Below are 17,193 nucleotides of genomic sequence, written 5' to 3'. Positions count from 1 at the left end.
CTATTTTTTAATAATTGCTTTTGATATAATATTTTCTAATTCTAGTATTGTTTCATGAGGAAGTTTCTCCAACTCCTCTTTTGATAATTTCAAATTGTTAATTTGAATGTAATTATTGATTTCAGTAGTGTTATTAGGCTTCTTATACCCTGATAGCTCAATAAAATTCTTTAGTGCATGAGAATTATTATTCTCAACACCAATGAGGTATAACTTTTCCAAGGCTTTTGGAATCATGTATTGAATTTTACCATTGAGAAGTTCATTGAACTTATGATCAAATCCATCTTTTAAATGCTTATGAACTGTCATTCTTGAAAGTCCTGTTTCTGAAGCAATCATGGATACATTTGGAAATCTTCCATAGTCTAATATGGTATTATGAATAAAAGCAGAAATATCTCCATGGTTTCTTTCGTAAGTACTGTTCCTTAAATATTTTTCCCAGGGTTGTTCCAAAACCTTGTAACAGGCGTAACAAAGGTTTAGAATGGCGTCATCAAAACCCAGTTTTTTTTCATAGGTCTCATTCAGTAAAACATTTAGAATTTTTAAAGCATTTGAGGCATTCTCCTTACTTCCTTTAATATACACCAAAGAGTTTTCGAAGAATTCACTTATATCAGATTCTGTAAAGTTTTGTATACTTTCAACTTTAGTAATATCCAACTGAGTTGTTGGAGCTTTTATTTCTTCCATTTCGTTATTATGTTAGAATAGTGTACTTAGTGTACCTAATTCCGAATTATTCTTTATTATAATTTTTCTTCTATACGCGTATATTATTGAAAAACGTACACTACGTACACCAGACCAGTGTTTACTTGGGTTTGTACGTACACTCGACGTACACTCATCGTACACTACGTACACGATTTTAGAGGAATTCAAACCTATAACCATTGTTTCCACGTCTTTTATCAACTTTTAACTTCTTAAACTCTGCATACCTATCAACCCAGTCGACGACTATTTTATGCGATTTCTCAAGGAAATAGTACTTCTCTCCGAAAATTGAGATTAGTTTCTGTCTTATCTCTGAGTATGTATAGATTATTCGTTTCTTATTAAAACTTTCCTCCATAAGCTCATAGAACTCAGCTGAGGTCTCATTCTTAAGCATTTTTAAACGCAAATCATAACTTTCAAAGGGTATCAATCCAAAACTCAAAAACTTCCTTAAACAGGTCATCATGAAATAGTCAAACTCCTGCCATTGCTCTTTATCCCAACCATTGAAGAATTCACATTTAAATTCCTCAGCAGGTGTTCTTGTATCGCTGTAATAATTGGTTAGGTAGGTATCAAATCTTCTTCTTTTGAAACTTGATGTCGTTCCTTTAATAGTGTAATTGGTAGTAATTACGAACTTAGGACTATCACTATAAGGAAAAACGACCATTGGTTTATGTTTCCTTTCAATTGGCATGTCATCTGTAAGTACACTGAATAAACCTTCAAAATCAAAACCTCTTGGAGCATCATCAATTACCAAAACATTAGTGGTGTCTTTCACATTCTGGTAAGCAAACTTGTTATTTGTGAAGTCTGAATTTTTACCATTGTACATGGCCTTTTCAATTATAGATGACAATGCCTTAACTATTATTCCTTTACCGGTTCCTCCTTTAGGTTTTCCCTCATCAACTAGATTCTCATCATTAATAATTATGGCTATTGGCTTTCTTTGGTCCTTGTATTTATGTAGCAAATATCCAATTGCAGAAAGCAATGATTCTAAGTGCTCTTCGTCGTTGGTAACTCTAGTAAGAAACTTGAAAAACATGGATTGATTAATAACCTCATCACTATCTACAAACATTTTAAATTCACGTTGTAGGATGCTTGATTCCCAAATAAAACCTTTAATTTCTTCATAAGGGATTAATTCAATTGGCTTCATTTTCGATACCATTACCACACCATTTTTATAATAGTGATAACTAGTATTAACGGCATCTCTTAACACCTCCGTTTCGCTCTCTTTAAGTCCTAAAATGATTGATTTGGTCTTAATAAGGAGTGATTCTCCGTGCTTCAAAAAAGCAGCTTCCAGGTAAGCATTTTTAAAACTCTCTATGTATTCTAAGGTATCTGTGAAAATAAACTCTGGATTAACTTTGGTTGCAATATTGTTTGCAATAAGAATTGGCTCTCCGTTGTAATTCCTAAAGCCTTTTTCATGTAAATAACCACGTAGTTTAACTGTATTTATTTTATAGTCTTTAGTACCTTTATTAGTATAGAATTCATCCCAAAAAATATTCTCGTTTGAACCATATTTTAGTTCAATTACTTTTTCGCTTAATTTTTCAATTGCCGAGCCCATGATGTAAAGGATTTAGAATTAAACGAGACCTTTTTATAAGCGCTACGGATAATGGATTCTACTTCAGATTTTGCAAAATCCTGAGAGACAAAAGCGTCGAATAAAAAGCTTGTAGTAGGTTGAGGTATACCAAATTCACCAAGGCTACAAGCTAAAATGAAAAGATTGTTATTACGTTCACCATGATTGAAACCAAAGTTTTTACTCCACCAACACATTATTCTATCAATTTTCTTATTATCATCAACTTCTGGAGTTGTTGATAGAGTATAAGTCCTATTGATTTCTATTCGCTTTCTCTTTCTAAAGGTTTTCGCATTTGGATTGAAATACAAATTAGGGTCATAACTCTCGAAACACAGCCTATTTACATCTGAAGTGGACTTATCAGGGCTTAAATGAGCAAAGTGCTTGAGTATTTCGGTATAATGCTCTTTATACCTTACAGCTCCATGAACTAGGGGGATTTTAACCAATGCCTTAATTCCATTTCCTGAAGGTGATAACCAAAAAGCTAAAACATATTTGTCGCTTTTGAGTTCCTTTTTCAAACGGGCAATATCTTTAACTTTGTCATAATCAACACAAGCAATACCTGAGGAATTTCTTTGTTTAGTCCTGTTATCAAATTCCCCTCCAAAAGCTATAGGGGGAAGTTGTTTCTTCAATCTATTTCGCTCATGAGCATCACTACTCCCTCTGATTTGTTGAACGAGCTCCTTTGAAGCTCCATTGCGAATCCTATTCAAAGCCTTTTCCAATGTGATTGTTTTCGGGTACTTACTGTAAAGAGTTTTGAAAATCGTTACGTTAGATTGTAATCTTTCAGATTTGTTCATGACTAAAAAAGTGTTTTTTGATTAGACATAGGTAATAATGCAGAATCCTCCCAATGTTCCGGATTCGTAGATAGAAACTGAATATTCGACTTCTTAGAAACTTCACAATAGCCTTTATAGAGTACCTGGAGTTTCCCTTTTTTCTCTAGCAAGCGTTTTACTTGGCATAAGTATTTCTCAGGTATACCTGTGGCTTTAAACACTTCAAATCTTGAACTTGGTTTAACCTTTAAATAGTTGATAAACCTTTCTGTATATTCTCTTTCGAATATTGATTTAATATAAGGCAGTCCAAAACTCTCGCAAATAGATGGTTGAACAGGAATCTCGATGTAATTAGAATGTTTTACATAATCCCTTAACTGCTTGATTTTTTCGTTATCTTTACCTTGAAATCTCCTGTAAAAAGATTTATTAAGGCTTTGAGTATCTTGTGTATTCATAGCCTTATCTTTTATATTTTAGTGATTTCACTTCATTTAGAGCATCATAAAGTTCAGAATGTAGGATGTAATATTTTCGGCCAAATCGCTCAGCTCTAATATTTCCATTCTTAATATGATTACGGATTGTTAAAGGAATTACATTCAGAATTTCTGCTGCCTCCTTAATTGAATATCTCTTTAATGATAATTCTTCCTTAGATTGAAGTTCTCTATGCGCATCTTTGACCCACCTTTTGAATATAGGTTCTAGTTTCGCTAAGGGTACATTGAAAAATACTTGTTCCATTGAATTGAGTTTAAATTAAACAATGGCAGCAAGCTCAATATGAGTAACCGGTTACACAACGATTACAGTTTATAAAAAAATAGATAAATCACTCGTATTCAGACTCGTATTCCTTCAAAATAAATATATCATTTTCAACCTTCGAAACTGATTGATTATAATTACTCTCTAAAAAAGGTATAATTCGCTGAAGTTTATCAATGGGAAAATCATTTGTTTTATTAATTCGCTTTTTAGCTATGTAGTACTTTGATCTCAAACTTTTAGCGCTAGCTGAAATATTATTTTCCTCTCGGAAATTTTCTATTTTACCTGTAATTTCCCTGGCTTCTGGTAGAAGATTAGTTTCATTTGCATAATAAAATATAGCAGCCCACTCTAAAACACTAAATTCACTATCATTTTTATATTCCTTACCAGATGTAATTTCATCGTTTCTCTTAATAATTTTATTTAAAAATTCAACCTTTCTTCTTTGAGAAAACTCAATTTTAGCTTTGGTTTTTAAACTAATATTTTCTTCGATATTAACTAGTTTAGTTGGTATTACACGCGTATAACCAATTATTTCATCTTCACAAAACTCCTCTTCATTAGAATCTGGATAATGTTTCTTAAAATTTGACAATAATTGAGTATATCTATTTTTATAATGATCAAAAGAACAAAACTCAAAATACATATGATTAACATCAAGATCTAGATCAATTATAGAAACAAATAATTTATCATATTCCAGTTTAAGCAAAGGTAAGTTTTCACCATGCTTTTTAGATTTTACATAATCTTCTTTAGGATTATCCAAAATAGGTTCATAGGACATACTTATTTCTAATATTTCAGATTCAATTTCAAGTAACCTCTCAGTTAGATTCGATATTTTTAAATCAAATGTTTTATTCATAGAACTATTTTACATTTCTGAGTGGAATATCAATATTAAAAGTATCTTTTACAGCCTCCTTGACCTCATCATCAGTCACCTGGTAATATTGGTTTAAGGTTTTCATATCACTGTGTCCAGTGATTTCAGCAATAAGTTTATCGCTCTTTCCTTTTCTTTTCATCATAGTAATAAATGTTCTTCTTGCCGTATGAGAACTTATCCTATCATAAAAAGGCATGGTATCCCGAATAACCTCTTTACCTTTAGTAGTAGTCTTTTCAACATCTTGAGTGTACTCACATTCTTCGAATACATCCTTGATGTAATCATTATACTTTTGATTTGCAATTAGAGGTAATTTATAATCATATTTTCTCAGTATAAACAGAGCGATTTCATTCAATGGAATATCTCTTGTCTTTTTAATGGAACCTTTTTCCTCTTTGAGATGAAACACTCCATTACTTATATTATTCTTTGATAGCAGCTTTAATTCACCAAACCTCAGCCCAGTAACACAGGAAAAAACAAATACATCTCTGACTTTCTCCAATCTCTTGGATTCAAAATCCTTTAACATTAATGTTTCAAGGTCCTCCTTTTTGAGAGCAATTTGATTTGTTACAACTTTTGGTTTTTTCTTAAACTCTATAAAGTCAGCTTTATATGTATAACCGTTTTTCAAGCTCCAGAACATAAAAGTTTTAAATAAACCCACATTTCTTGAAAATGTATTATTAATGTGCCCTTTTGTATTCATGCAATAGTCCGTAAACTCGGTATAGAACTTATTTGTAATTGTATTAAATGTTAGTTTGTACTTTTTCTCCTTTTCAAACTCTTCCAGAATAGCTTTAATATTATCATACCTCTTTACCGTAGAAGGACTCCATTCCTTGTTCTTCTTCTTAAAAAGGACAAAGGCATCGTAGGCCTCATAAAACTTATTGGCTCCAACAGAAACCTTTTTAAACTCCTTATCAAATTCGTTCCTAATCGAGTCTATAGTAATCTCCTGCCCTGTGTTGGTGTATAAATCAGTGATCTTACTGAAGAAATTGGAATACCTATCTAATTGAGTTTTAATATTGCGCTGCCTCCTAGCCTTTTCTGTTCTCCCAGTTAAGTTACTTGGTTGCCTATACTCAAAATCCCATTCATTTGGATTAATAGTCTCTCCGGTAGAATAGACAAACTTCCTTCCTTCATTTTTGAAGTAGGCTTTTAGGTAGATCAAAGTCTCACCATTTTTATTCTTATCCTTTAAGTTGAATGTACTCCTCATAGACTAGGTGTAAGTACTGGGTGTCAGTTTAGGTGTAAGTAAAGGTATAAAATAATAGTAATTTTACCTAATAATAATGTATAACAATTTCAATAAAACCTAGTGTTTATAGTAGTATTTATCTAATCCGAGGAAATTTAATTTATAGAAGGTTCAATAGTCTCCGACTCCACAGAATAAAGCCTTTGTATTATTACAAAGGCTTTATTTCTATAATACTAATACTTTGCCTCCTATTTTTTATAAACCTTTACTCCTGCTTCTACCCTAACTTTTAAATAATTTTGTCTAGGCACTAAAGGGCAAGAATATTTGCTATTGTAAGCGCAATACGGGTTATAAGCTTTATTAAAATCTATGAGCATGGTATCTCCTTTTGGTATTCTAGCATCAAGGTAGCGCCCACCGCCATAACTTTCATTACCATTGGTTTCATCTAAAAATGGTAAAAAGAGATAGTCTTCATAGCCCTCTTGATTGATTAAACCCTGGTTTTGGTATATATTTAATTTTAATTCTTTCCCTTTTAAAACAAAAGATAACTCTCCATATTTTACATATTCTGGAAGTCTATTCGTGGTGGTTTTCATTTTAAAAGGTTTTGTATAGGGTGTTCTTGTAAAACGAGCTCTTACAACATAAGTAGAATCGAACTTAAAAAAATCTAAACTTTTAAAGTTTTTTAAACCTTTTGCTGTTAAAGGTGACTGTGTGGCATCTTTAAACTTTGCATTTTGTTCTCTTTGATAATCCGTTTCGCCTTGGATAGGTTTTTTGTCTTGAGCGCAAGCTGTTAACATTAATAAGCCAAAATATAGCACTAAAAAATGTTTCATAGGTTATCTAAAATTAAATGATGTGATAAGGTTAAAGTTATAATTTTGAATACAATAAGCTGAAATGAATTAAAACTATTAGTAAAATATATGACTTCATTGGAAAAAAATATGATATCAAAAATACAACTTAAGAATATTTTACATAGTTTTGGGGCAACAAATTATTAAAAATGACAATGTACGTCGCAACATGTAGAAAGCAATGGATGATTTCCTTAACCAAAAAGGAGACATGTCGGGCTTGTTATATATTGTGATGATATTTTAATAAAATATTTCAATATTAAAAAGTCCGACTTAACAGTCGGACTTTTTTTTTGATAATCACCCGTTTAATTAAACAATTTATATATGACTTAGAAATTTAGAAATCATGAAAACATTATTTAACAATTACGCAAACACTTTTAAAGGACTATCAAATGAAGTTTGGTGGTTGGCTCTTATTACATTCATTAATAGAGCAGGTACCATGGTCATTCCATTTTTATCATTATACCTTACCAAAAGCCTTGGTTTTAAAATTAGTGATGTAGCTTGGATAATGAGTGCTTTTGGATTAGGTTCTGTAGTGGGTTCATGGTTAGGTGGTTGGTTAACAGATAAAATTGGATTTTACAAAGTAATGGTTTACAGCTTATTAAGCACTGGATTTCTATTTATTGGACTTCAGTTTTTAAACACCTTTGTATCTTTTTGTATAGGTTTATTTTTAGTAATGGTTGTGGCAGACTCATTTAGACCGGCAATGTTTGTTGCACTTAGCGCTTATAGTATACCAGAAAATAAAACTCGATCGGTTACTCTTATTAGGTTAGCTATAAACCTTGGTTTTTCTGCAGGACCCGCAGTTGGAGGTTTTATCATTGCATCTATTGGATATACTGGTTTGTTTTGGGTTGATGGAATTACTTGTATTGCAGCTACTTTAGTATTGATTAATATATTAAATCCGAAATCTACTAAGCAGATTGATGAAGTATCAACTAAAAACCCGAAGTCAGCTTATAGTGATAAAGCTTTTATTATTTTTTTAATAGCTATGTCTCTTTTCGGAGTAGTGTTTTTACAATACTTCTCTACAATGCCAATTTATTACAAAGATGCACATTTATTAAGTGAAGTAGAGATTGGAATTCTTATGGGTATGAACGGTTTTCTCATTTTCATTTTTGAGATGCCATTAATAAAATGGTTAGAAAACAGTAGGTTTACTAAAACTGGACTTATGCTTTTTGGAGCCATTTTAACAGGACTGAGTTTTGTTGTTTTGAATCTAACAACATGGACAGGAATATTAGTTATTGGAATGCTTTTAATGACTTTTGGAGAAATGATTGCATTCCCTTTTTCTAATGCGTTTGCAATGGATAGAGCCAAAAAGGGAAACCAAGGAGAATACATGGCATTATATTCCATCGCTTTCTCTATAGCTCACATTTTTGGACATAACATGGGGCTACAAATGACAGACAAATTAGGTTTTAACAATACTTGGTTAATTATTACAGGGTTAGCTGCTCTTTGTGTATTTTTATTATTCTTTTTGGGACAATATTTAAATGCTAAAAAGAGACAAAAAGCTGAACTAGTAAAAGCGGAATTTGAGGAAGAGATTTTATGGATTTAAACCAAATAACAATACCATCATTAGACGTTGCTAAGGCAACAGTATTCTACAAAATCTTGGGGTTGCAACTTATTGTTGACGCAACCCCAAGATACGTAAGATTTGAATGCCCTAACGGAAATAGCACATTCTCTATTCATGAAGTAGAGGAATTACCAACCGGAAATGGCGTAACGCTATATTTTGAAGAGGATAATTTAGATGAATTAGTAAAAAATTTACAAAAAAAAGGCATTGAGTTTACACAATTACCTGAAGATAAAACTTGGCTGTGGAGAGAAGCGCATTTAAATGATTTAGATGGTAATAAAATTATTATTTATTATGCCGGAAACAATAGAAAAAATCCACCTTGGAGAATATAATAGTTATTTAAGAGGTTTTATTTCATTTTGTTTAACTACATCAGATAAAACAATTTGTGTTTTACTTTCTCCATAAATAATAAGTTGATCAATAAACGTTTCTAAATGCTTTTGGTTTTTTAAAACCACCTCCATTACAATATTTTCGTCACCTGTTATGCGGTAACAATTAACTACTTCATCCAAAGTTTTAACCTTGCTTAAAAACGGTTTTAGTTTACCCATAAAAGCCCTTAAAGTAATAATTGCCTTTAATTGGTAACCTACCTCAAAAGGAGATACTGCTGTTTTATAACCTTCAATAACCCCAAAATCTTCCATCTTTTTTATACGTTCTGAAACTGCCGGAGAACTTATTCCCACTTGACGTCCAATTTCAGCATTTGAAAGTCTTGAATTAGACTGTAAACACTTTAAAATCTTCTTATTAAGCTCATCAATATTCATTTAAAGAAATTTAAACACAAAAACATATTATTTAAAGCAAAAATACAAATTTACTTTAATTATTAAAGTTAAAAATGATTTCTTGTGAGTAATTTTGAGGAAATTGTAGTGAAAAAGAGAATCATGTTACATAATACCCCACCAAACCTATCGGAATTACCGATTTATAAAAAAGCTCAGGAAATTTTTGCACTTTCACAGAGTATTTCAACCTACCTTCAAAATGACTTAGCACCACTGAAAGAAGATGGTACCGAAGATTCACAGATTTATTTTTCTGGAGATATTGTTCAACAATCTGTTTCATTAGCACCTGAGATTGCAAACGCCGAATTACAAAAAAATTCTGAAAGAAAACATAAGCACATTAATTCGCTTAGGCAACTAACAAATATGCTTTACAAAAATTCATATCGTTTAGAAAAATCAAATAGTAACGGTAAAGATTTTCTACCTATTCTTCGTAATGAATTAAAAAAGTTTAAAAAATTGCAACGCAGTTGGATGTTGAGTTTATAATAACTAATTCACATTAAAAAAATCTGTAATGTTGGTTGCACTATACTAATTTGAATATTTATCATTTCCAAATTTGATAATATATCTTTATCTAAAACAATCTACATGTTTCTCCTATACTGGCCACCAACCTCATACAATGATTTAGTTATTTGACCAAGAGAGCACACTTTACAGACCTCCATAAGCTCATTAAAAATATTTTTATTTTCTACAGCAGTTGTCTGCAACTGTTTTAATAAAGCTTTAGTATCATTTACTTTATGAAGATTTTTTAAAGTATTTATTTGATGTTCCTTTTCTTCTTCCGTTGCCCTAATAACCTCTGCAGGTAAAACGGTTGGAGACCCCTTGCTACTTAAAAAAGTATTTACTCCAATAATTGGTATAGTATTATTATGTTTTAGGGTTTCGTAATACAAGCTTTCTTCTTGAATTTTACTACGTTGATACATGGTTTCCATTGCACCTAAAACACCACCTCGTTCAGTAAGTCGATCAAACTCTAGCAACACAGCTTCTTCTACCAAATCTGTTAACTCTTCTATAATAAAAGAACCTTGATTTGGGTTTTCATTTCTAGACAACCCCAATTCCTTATTTATAATTAATTGAATAGCCATTGCTCTCCTAACCGATTCTTCTGTTGGTGTTGTAATGGCTTCATCATAGGCATTAGTATGTAACGAATTACAATTATCATAAATGGCATATAACGCTTGAAGCGTGGTACGTATATCATTAAAATCTATTTCTTGAGCATGTAAACTTCTACCTGATGTTTGAATATGGTATTTTAGCTTTTGAGCTCGTTCATTTGCACCATACTTGAATTTCATTGCCTTAGCCCAAATTTTTCTTGCTACACGACCAATAACTGCATATTCAGGATCTAAACCATTTGAAAAGAAAAATGATAAATTAGGACCAAACTTATTTATATCCATTCCCCGTGAAAGATAATACTCAACATAAGTAAATCCGTTGGATAATGTTAATGCCAATTGAGTGATTGGGTTGGCACCCGCTTCCGCTATATGATATCCAGAAATGGATACAGAATAAAAATTACCCACATTATTTTCAATAAAATATTCTTGAACATCACCCATTAATCTAAGCGCAAATTCTGTTGAGAAAATACAAGTGTTTTGCGCTTGATCTTCTTTCAATATATCTGCTTGTACCGTACCACGAACTTGGGATATCGTTTTACGCTTAATATCTTCATAAATATCAATAGGTATTACCTGGTCACCACTTACACCTAATAACATTAACCCTAACGCGTTATTTCCTTCTGGTAAATCTCCATGATAAACAGGTCTTTCTTTTCCTTCATAGATCTTGGCTATTTTTGCCTCTACAACTGCTTCAAGGTTGTTTTTTTTAATATAAATTTCACATTGTTGATCAATAGCAGCATTCATAAAATACCCTAGAAGCATGGGTGCTGGTCCATTAATAGTCATACTAACAGATGTCTTTTCATCAGTCAAATTAAAACCGGAATAGAGTTTTTTAGCATCATCTAAACAGCAAATACTTACACCTGCATTTCCTATTTTTCCATAGATATCCGGTCTAAAATCAGGATCATTACCATAAAGAGTAACGCTATCAAAAGCTGTTGATAATCGTTTTGCAGGCATCCCCATACTCACATAATGAAATCTTCTATTAGTACGCTCTGGTCCTCCTTCACCGGCAAACATTCTTGCAGGGTCTTCACCTATGCGTTTAAACGGAAATAAGCCTGAAGTAAAAGGAAATTCTCCTGGAACATTTTCTTGTAAAACCCACCTTAAAACATCTCCCCATGCTTCATATTTAGGCAAGGTAACCTTTGGTATTTGTAATTGTGACAAGGACTCACTATGAGTTTCTACTTTAATTTCTTTATCTCTAACTTTAAATGAATAAACAGGGTTTTTATACCTACTAACCTTTTCTTCCCAATTTATAATGAGTTTCCAAATTTTGGGTTCAAGGTTTATTTTCACCCTATCAAATTCATTGAAAAGTAATTCCAATAACTGCTTTTTATCGTCATCAGATTGTTTTAGAATTTCTTCCTGATTTAGCCCCAATTCCCTTAAGTAAGAAAATTCATTTTCTTTCGAAATAAGTGCGACAGTATTTATGGTTTTATAAATTCCGAAGAGCTTTTGAGCAAATTCAACTTGTTCATTAACCTTTTTATCATAGTCTCTAATACTATCAGCAATTTCAGAAAGGTATCTATTTCTTGATGGAGGAATTATATAAACCTTTTCACTCATTTCTTCAGAGACTTCAAAAGTAGATTTTAAATCTGCCCCTGTTTTTTCAACTAGAACGTCTATGACCGCTTTGTAAAAGGAATTCATACCAGGGTCATTAAATTGTGAAGCAATGGTTCCAAAAACTGGTAAATCTTCTTGAGAAATATCCCAAAGATTATTGTTACGCATGTATTGTTTTTTCACATCTCTTAAAGCATCCAACGCACCACGTTTATCAAACTTATTTACCGCTACCAAATCAGCAAAATCAAGCATATCAATTTTTTCCAACTGTGTTGCTGCTCCAAATTCTGGGGTCATAACATAAACTGGGACATCACAAAATTGAATAATTTCTGAACCTGATTGCCCAATTCCAGAAGTTTCTAAAATAATCAAATCAAAACCTGCGGCTTTTAAAACATCTATAACCTCATCAATATGCCTTGATAATGATAAATTTGATTGACGTGTTGCCAAACTTCTCATATAAACTCTTGGGTTATTAATAGCATTCATTCTTATTCTATCTCCCAAAAGAGCACCTCCTGTTTTTCGTTTAGACGGATCAACAGAAATTATTCCAATCGTTTTCTCAGGAAAATCAATTAAAAATCGCCTTACTAATTCATCAACTAAAGAAGATTTACCTGCTCCACCAGTACCTGTAATTCCTAAAACTGGAGTAACTAAATTTTTACCTTTTATTGTTTGCAAAACATTTTTAGAAGCATCTGGAAAATTTTCAATTGATGATATTAACCTTGCTATGGCACCATGATGTTGTTCTTTTATTAATTCAACTTCATTATTTAAAACATCCCCAATTGCGTAATCAGAGGTCTTAACCAAATCATTAACCATTCCCTGCAAACCCATTTCTCTACCATCATCAGGCGAGTAAATTCTGGCTATACCATAATTCATTAAACCCTTAATCTCACTAGGCAGAATAACACCTCCACCTCCACCAAATATTTTTATATGACCAGCCCCTTTTTCTTGTAACAAATCATACATATACTTAAAATACTCGTTATGCCCACCTTGATATGATGTTAAGCAAATAGCGTTTACATCTTCTTGTATAGCTGTATTTACAACTTCTTCAACACTTCTATCATGACCCAAATGAATTACCTCAACACCTGTAGCTTGAATAATTCTGCGCATGATATTGATAGATGCATCATGTCCATCAAATAGAGAAGCAGCAGTTACAATTCTTATGATGTTCTTAGGTTTATAGGGAATTATCTGCTTCATATTAAAAGAATACTAGTTTTTATTAATGCAATTTACGAAATATTCAAAAAATTCAATGATTTACAGATTATTTTCAAAAATAATTAGCACAATGAGTTCTTCTATTTTTTTAAGCTAATTTTACCAACCTAAATTTGTAATACCCAATGAATAAGATCACTATTTTAATTCACTGTGATGACAAACCTAACATTATAGCTTCTGTTACCAATTTTATTGCGCATCATAATGGAAATATTGTTTACATAGATCAGCACGTTGATAGAGAACAGAACATCTTTTTTATGCGTTTAGAAAGTGAATTTGCTTCAAAAAGTTTTTCTACTGAAGCCTTTAAAGGTGCTTTTGAAGATGTGCTTGCGGACAAGTTTGACATGAAATGGCGTATATATTCATCAGAGGTAAAACCTAAAATGGCACTATTTATTTCAAAATACGACCATTGTTTATATGATTTACTAGGACGATATAATTCAGGGGAATTAAACCTTGAAATACCCTTTATTATTAGTAACCATAATGATTTAAAACCTATTGCTGATAATTTTAATATTCCATTTTATCATATCCCAGTAAGTAAAGACACTAAAAATGAGGCCGAAGACCAACAATTAAAACTTCTTGAAGAGCATGGAATTAACTTTATTGTTCTAGCGCGTTATATGCAAATAGTGTCGCCTAAATTAATTGATAAATATCACAACAAAATAATAAATATACACCACTCATTTTTACCTGCTTTTGTTGGTGCAAAACCCTATCATTCAGCTTACAAAAGAGGGGTGAAAATTATAGGAGCAACTAGCCACTATGTTACCGAAGAATTAGATGCGGGACCAATTATTGAACAAGATGTTACTAGAGTTACCCATTCACATTCTATTGTTGATCTAATATCTAAGGGACGTGACTTAGAAAAAATTGTTTTGGCCAACGCCGTTAAACTTCACGCAGATAGAAAAGTAATGGTTTATAATAACAAAACTGTAATATTTTCTTAAACAAAACCACTGAGTAGTATCCATTTTTTCGATTGAACCTGTGACTTATTTTTAAATACGTGTCATAATAATTGAAATTTAAGTAAAAAGAATATTGTAAAATATTGAGGGATTATTTAGGTCATTTATAACCAAAGACACCTTTTCTTAAGGTGTCTTTGGTTTTACAAATAGAATAATTAATATCTTTAAAATTAAAAAAAACCATGATTAAAAAACTGTTCCTATTTGCCTTAGCTATTAACTTAACTGCTTGTGCTGAATTACAGCAAGTTATTAATGAATTACCACAAAGCGGAGGTGTTAACAATACTGATATAGCCTCTGGACTTAGACAAGCCTTGGATTTTGGAATTGACAAACAAGTAAGTAAGCTCACCCAAGAAGACGGATTCTTTAAAAACGAATTAGTTAAAATATTGCTACCTGAAGAGCTTCAAAAAGTAGATAAAGCTTTAAGAGATATTGGCTTAAGTAAGTTAGCTGATGAAGGATTAAAAGTGCTTAATAGAGCTGCCGAAGATGCTGTTAAAGAAGCTACTCCTATTTTTATTGATGCTGTTAAAGGCATTACTTTTAATGATGCAAAAAATATTTTACTAGGAAATGATAATGCTGCCACTAATTATTTAAATACCAAAACTGAATCAGCTCTATACGCTAAATTCAACCCTGTAATTAAAAATTCATTTTCTAAAGTTGGTGCTGACGACATTTGGAAAAATTTAATAACTAAATACAATAACTTACCATTTACTAAGGAAGTAAACACAGATTTAACAGATTATGTAACTCATGAAGCATTAGAAGGCGTATATACTATGATTGCGGTTGAAGAGAAAGAAATAAGAACAAAACTTTCATCAAGAACAACTGATTTATTAAAAAAGGTATTTGCCTTACAGGATTAAATTAGCAGTTTAAAATATTAAAAACCGAATGATATATCATTCGGTTTTTTTGTATACTCCATCAAAGGCTACTTTAATATCTTTTCCTTTTGTAATGACCTCCCAATATTGACGTACTGTACCATCATCATTCTTTGTCCAGGTTACTCGATGCCTTACCAATTGCCCTTCATTACTTAGTTCCTCATCACTATATAAAATCATTCGGTTACCATCTCTATTCCCTTTTAAATGTAAAACACCTCCTTTATTATCCGTCCAAATTTGTTCCCATTGTTTTGCTTTTGAGTTATAAAAACTATTACTAGTTCCTGTAAAACCACTCTTAGCACTTCTCCAATTCTCATTTATAACACAATTATCTTGAATTTTAACGATGCTGTTATAACCCGCAATAGTATCTTTCGTTGTATAAACCTTCCATTCACCAACCCAAAAATCAAACGCCTCATGGTTCTCTGTACAACAACTACAATTGGTACTTTGCGCATTTCCAAAAATAACAAAGGCAAAAGTCAATGTGAAAAAAAATTTATTCATAGTCTCATCATAATTAATAATTTATTAAATGTATCAAAAAACTATTACAAAAGAACTGCCATTAACAAAACATTAAATGACACATTTTTTAAATTGGAATAAAAAATGTATATTTAATTACTTGATTATCAAAAATTAATGAGCAAATCAGAATTAATAAAAAGCCGTAAAGATGCACTTAACAAGCAATATAAAGAACTTGTTGAACAGGCATATAATTTTAGGCAAACAGATTTTGCTTTGAGTGACTTCTCTGAGTTTAAAGCTATAGAACTTCTAGATGAAATAAATAGGTTAAATTACTTATCTAGAGATATTGTTCAACACTCTTAATATATTAGCAATTCTTTAACACTTACATTACGTCTAAATTACAATTGTGTTCGTACTTTATAGTATATAAAGAAACGTTATGAATAATCAATTTTGTAGAGTTGGTAAAATTAAACCCAACTTAAATAAAGTTTTAAACCTTAAAGAAATAGAAAGAAGAATAAATAACTTTGTTGATGATATCAGTAAGGTTGAATATTCTAAAGATTTAAACGGAGCTGTTTAAAGTATTGAAATGCTTTGGTTAATCTTGAACCAAACCAAGAAAACATTTCACCATCTACCAAAACTATTTTAGCATTTGGGTAGAACTTTTTAAACTCTTTTTGGTGCTTAGCATTAAAAGGAAAAGGTTCACTTGAAAGTAATACTAAATCAACTTCTTTTTCTTCTATAGATGTAACTATTGGATAGCGATGCTCTTTTTGGTAAATATTATCAAAATTATTAAGTCCTAGTAAGTGATTTATAAAAGTATCTCTCCCAGCAACCATTAACGGTTTTTTCCAAATAAAATAAATAACCTTTAACCGTTCTTTATTCTTTATAAAATTTTTGAATTTGGCATTTTCAATTTCAATTGATTTACAAATCAATTCGGCCGCTTTCTCTTTATTGAAAATAATACCGTATTGCTTTATAAGCTTTAAACTATCTAGCAGAGTAAAAATATCAGAAACATGAACACTGCAAATAGACTCACAGGCTTCAACAATTTCTTTAGTATTTTCTTCCTTATTACATAAAATAATATCTGGTTTAAGACTCTTAACTTTTTCTAAATGTATTTGCTTAGTTCCTCCTACCACAGTTACATTTGATCTAATCTGATTAGGATGCACACAGAATTTCGTAACTCCAACAATCGAAGACTCCAAACCTAAATCACAAAGTAATTCTGTTTGACTTGGCACCAAAGAAATAATACGCTTAGGTGTTTTTTTTAAATGAATGGTTCTATTAATCTGGTCTTTTAATTGACTCATATTAGAAGAAAACTATTTTTT

General features: G+C 31.3%; 19 protein-coding genes. 7 read left to right on the top strand and 12 right to left on the bottom strand.

From position 1 onward, the window contains the following. The 8 genes from N1F78_RS11560 to N1F78_RS11525 all read right to left on the bottom strand — a co-directional run bounded on the left by N1F78_RS11560 (window position 1) and on the right by N1F78_RS11525 (window position 6,907). A complete protein-coding gene (locus N1F78_RS11560; RefSeq protein WP_406683321.1) occupies window positions 1-699 on the bottom strand; it encodes a hypothetical protein in 699 nt (232 codons plus the stop codon). Between the two features lie 178 nt (window positions 700-877). Beyond that, window positions 878-2,329 (bottom strand): DUF5906 domain-containing protein, encoded by a 1,452-nt coding sequence (locus N1F78_RS11555; protein ID WP_406683320.1) that lies wholly within the window; start codon window positions 2,327-2,329, stop codon window positions 878-880. Further along, a complete protein-coding gene (locus N1F78_RS11550) occupies window positions 2,305-3,168 on the bottom strand; it encodes a BT4734/BF3469 family protein (protein WP_406683319.1) in 864 nt (287 codons plus the stop codon). The genes N1F78_RS11555 and N1F78_RS11550 overlap by 25 nt, the downstream gene beginning before the upstream one ends. Window positions 3,169-3,170: 2 nt before the next feature. After that, window positions 3,171-3,611 (bottom strand): hypothetical protein, encoded by a 441-nt coding sequence (locus N1F78_RS11545; protein WP_406683318.1) that lies wholly within the window; start codon window positions 3,609-3,611, stop codon window positions 3,171-3,173. Between the two features lie 4 nt (window positions 3,612-3,615). Continuing rightward, window positions 3,616-3,900 (bottom strand): helix-turn-helix domain-containing protein, encoded by a 285-nt coding sequence (locus N1F78_RS11540; protein ID WP_406683317.1) that lies wholly within the window; start codon window positions 3,898-3,900, stop codon window positions 3,616-3,618. Between the two features lie 88 nt (window positions 3,901-3,988). After that, window positions 3,989-4,804 (bottom strand): hypothetical protein, encoded by an 816-nt coding sequence (locus N1F78_RS11535; RefSeq protein ID WP_406683316.1) that lies wholly within the window; start codon window positions 4,802-4,804, stop codon window positions 3,989-3,991. Window positions 4,805-4,808: 4 nt separating this feature from the next. Further along, window positions 4,809-6,071, bottom strand: coding sequence for a tyrosine-type recombinase/integrase (locus N1F78_RS11530; RefSeq protein WP_406683315.1), 1,263 nt, complete (start codon window positions 6,069-6,071; stop codon window positions 4,809-4,811). 233 nt (window positions 6,072-6,304) lie between these two features. Then, on the bottom strand, window positions 6,305-6,907 hold the full coding sequence (locus N1F78_RS11525) for a DUF1684 domain-containing protein (protein WP_406683314.1): 603 nt from the start codon (window positions 6,905-6,907) through the stop codon (window positions 6,305-6,307). Window positions 6,908-7,283: 376 nt separating this feature from the next. On the opposite strand from N1F78_RS11525, the gene N1F78_RS11520 reads away from it, so the two are divergent. Then, window positions 7,284-8,540 (top strand): MDR family MFS transporter, encoded by a 1,257-nt coding sequence (locus N1F78_RS11520; RefSeq protein ID WP_406683313.1) that lies wholly within the window; start codon window positions 7,284-7,286, stop codon window positions 8,538-8,540. Beyond that, a complete protein-coding gene (locus N1F78_RS11515) occupies window positions 8,531-8,905 on the top strand; it encodes a VOC family protein (RefSeq protein ID WP_406683312.1) in 375 nt (124 codons plus the stop codon). The genes N1F78_RS11520 and N1F78_RS11515 overlap by 10 nt, the downstream gene beginning before the upstream one ends. Before the next feature lie 3 nt (window positions 8,906-8,908). Here the strand turns inward: N1F78_RS11515 and N1F78_RS11510 are convergent, their stop codons facing one another. Next, the gene (locus N1F78_RS11510; protein ID WP_406683311.1) at window positions 8,909-9,352 is read right to left on the bottom strand and encodes an Lrp/AsnC family transcriptional regulator; all 444 of its coding nucleotides are present in this window, start codon (window positions 9,350-9,352) and stop codon (window positions 8,909-8,911) included. 84 nt (window positions 9,353-9,436) lie between these two features. Between N1F78_RS11510 and N1F78_RS11505 the strand changes: the two genes are divergently transcribed. Then, the gene (locus N1F78_RS11505) at window positions 9,437-9,871 is read left to right on the top strand and encodes a hypothetical protein (protein ID WP_406683310.1); all 435 of its coding nucleotides are present in this window, start codon (window positions 9,437-9,439) and stop codon (window positions 9,869-9,871) included. Window positions 9,872-9,972: 101 nt separating this feature from the next. Here N1F78_RS11505 and N1F78_RS11500 read toward each other — a convergent pair whose 3' ends face one another. Continuing rightward, window positions 9,973-13,401 (bottom strand): methylmalonyl-CoA mutase family protein, encoded by a 3,429-nt coding sequence (locus tag N1F78_RS11500; protein WP_406683309.1) that lies wholly within the window; start codon window positions 13,399-13,401, stop codon window positions 9,973-9,975. Window positions 13,402-13,547: 146 nt separating this feature from the next. On the opposite strand from N1F78_RS11500, the gene purU reads away from it, so the two are divergent. Beyond that, entirely contained in the window at window positions 13,548-14,402 is an 855-nt protein-coding gene (gene purU / locus N1F78_RS11495) for a formyltetrahydrofolate deformylase (protein ID WP_406683308.1), read from the top strand. Between the two features lie 206 nt (window positions 14,403-14,608). Then, window positions 14,609-15,313 carry a DUF4197 domain-containing protein gene (locus N1F78_RS11490; protein WP_406683307.1) on the top strand — a complete coding sequence of 235 codons (705 nt, stop codon included), beginning with the start codon at window positions 14,609-14,611 and terminating at the stop codon, window positions 15,311-15,313. A 36-nt stretch (window positions 15,314-15,349) separates the two neighbouring features. Here N1F78_RS11490 and N1F78_RS11485 read toward each other — a convergent pair whose 3' ends face one another. Further along, on the bottom strand, window positions 15,350-15,853 hold the full coding sequence (locus tag N1F78_RS11485) for a hypothetical protein (RefSeq protein WP_406683306.1): 504 nt from the start codon (window positions 15,851-15,853) through the stop codon (window positions 15,350-15,352). 138 nt (window positions 15,854-15,991) lie between these two features. Between N1F78_RS11485 and N1F78_RS11480 the strand changes: the two genes are divergently transcribed. Beyond that, window positions 15,992-16,186: a Lacal_2735 family protein gene (locus N1F78_RS11480; protein ID WP_406683305.1), complete on the top strand. Its 195-nt coding sequence runs from the start codon at window positions 15,992-15,994 to the stop codon at window positions 16,184-16,186. Between the two features lie 79 nt (window positions 16,187-16,265). Further along, on the top strand, window positions 16,266-16,412 hold the full coding sequence (locus N1F78_RS11475) for a hypothetical protein (protein ID WP_406683304.1): 147 nt from the start codon (window positions 16,266-16,268) through the stop codon (window positions 16,410-16,412). Here N1F78_RS11475 and N1F78_RS11470 read toward each other — a convergent pair. Then, a complete protein-coding gene (locus tag N1F78_RS11470; protein ID WP_406683303.1) occupies window positions 16,387-17,172 on the bottom strand; it encodes an ABC transporter substrate-binding protein in 786 nt (261 codons plus the stop codon). The genes N1F78_RS11475 and N1F78_RS11470 overlap by 26 nt on opposite strands. Between the last annotated feature and the right edge of the window lie 21 nt (window positions 17,173-17,193).

The organism is Seonamhaeicola sp. MEBiC01930, assembly GCF_045277075.1.
Lineage (GTDB): Bacteria > Bacteroidota > Bacteroidia > Flavobacteriales > Flavobacteriaceae > Seonamhaeicola.
This window is presented reverse-complemented; position numbering and strand designations above follow the sequence as displayed.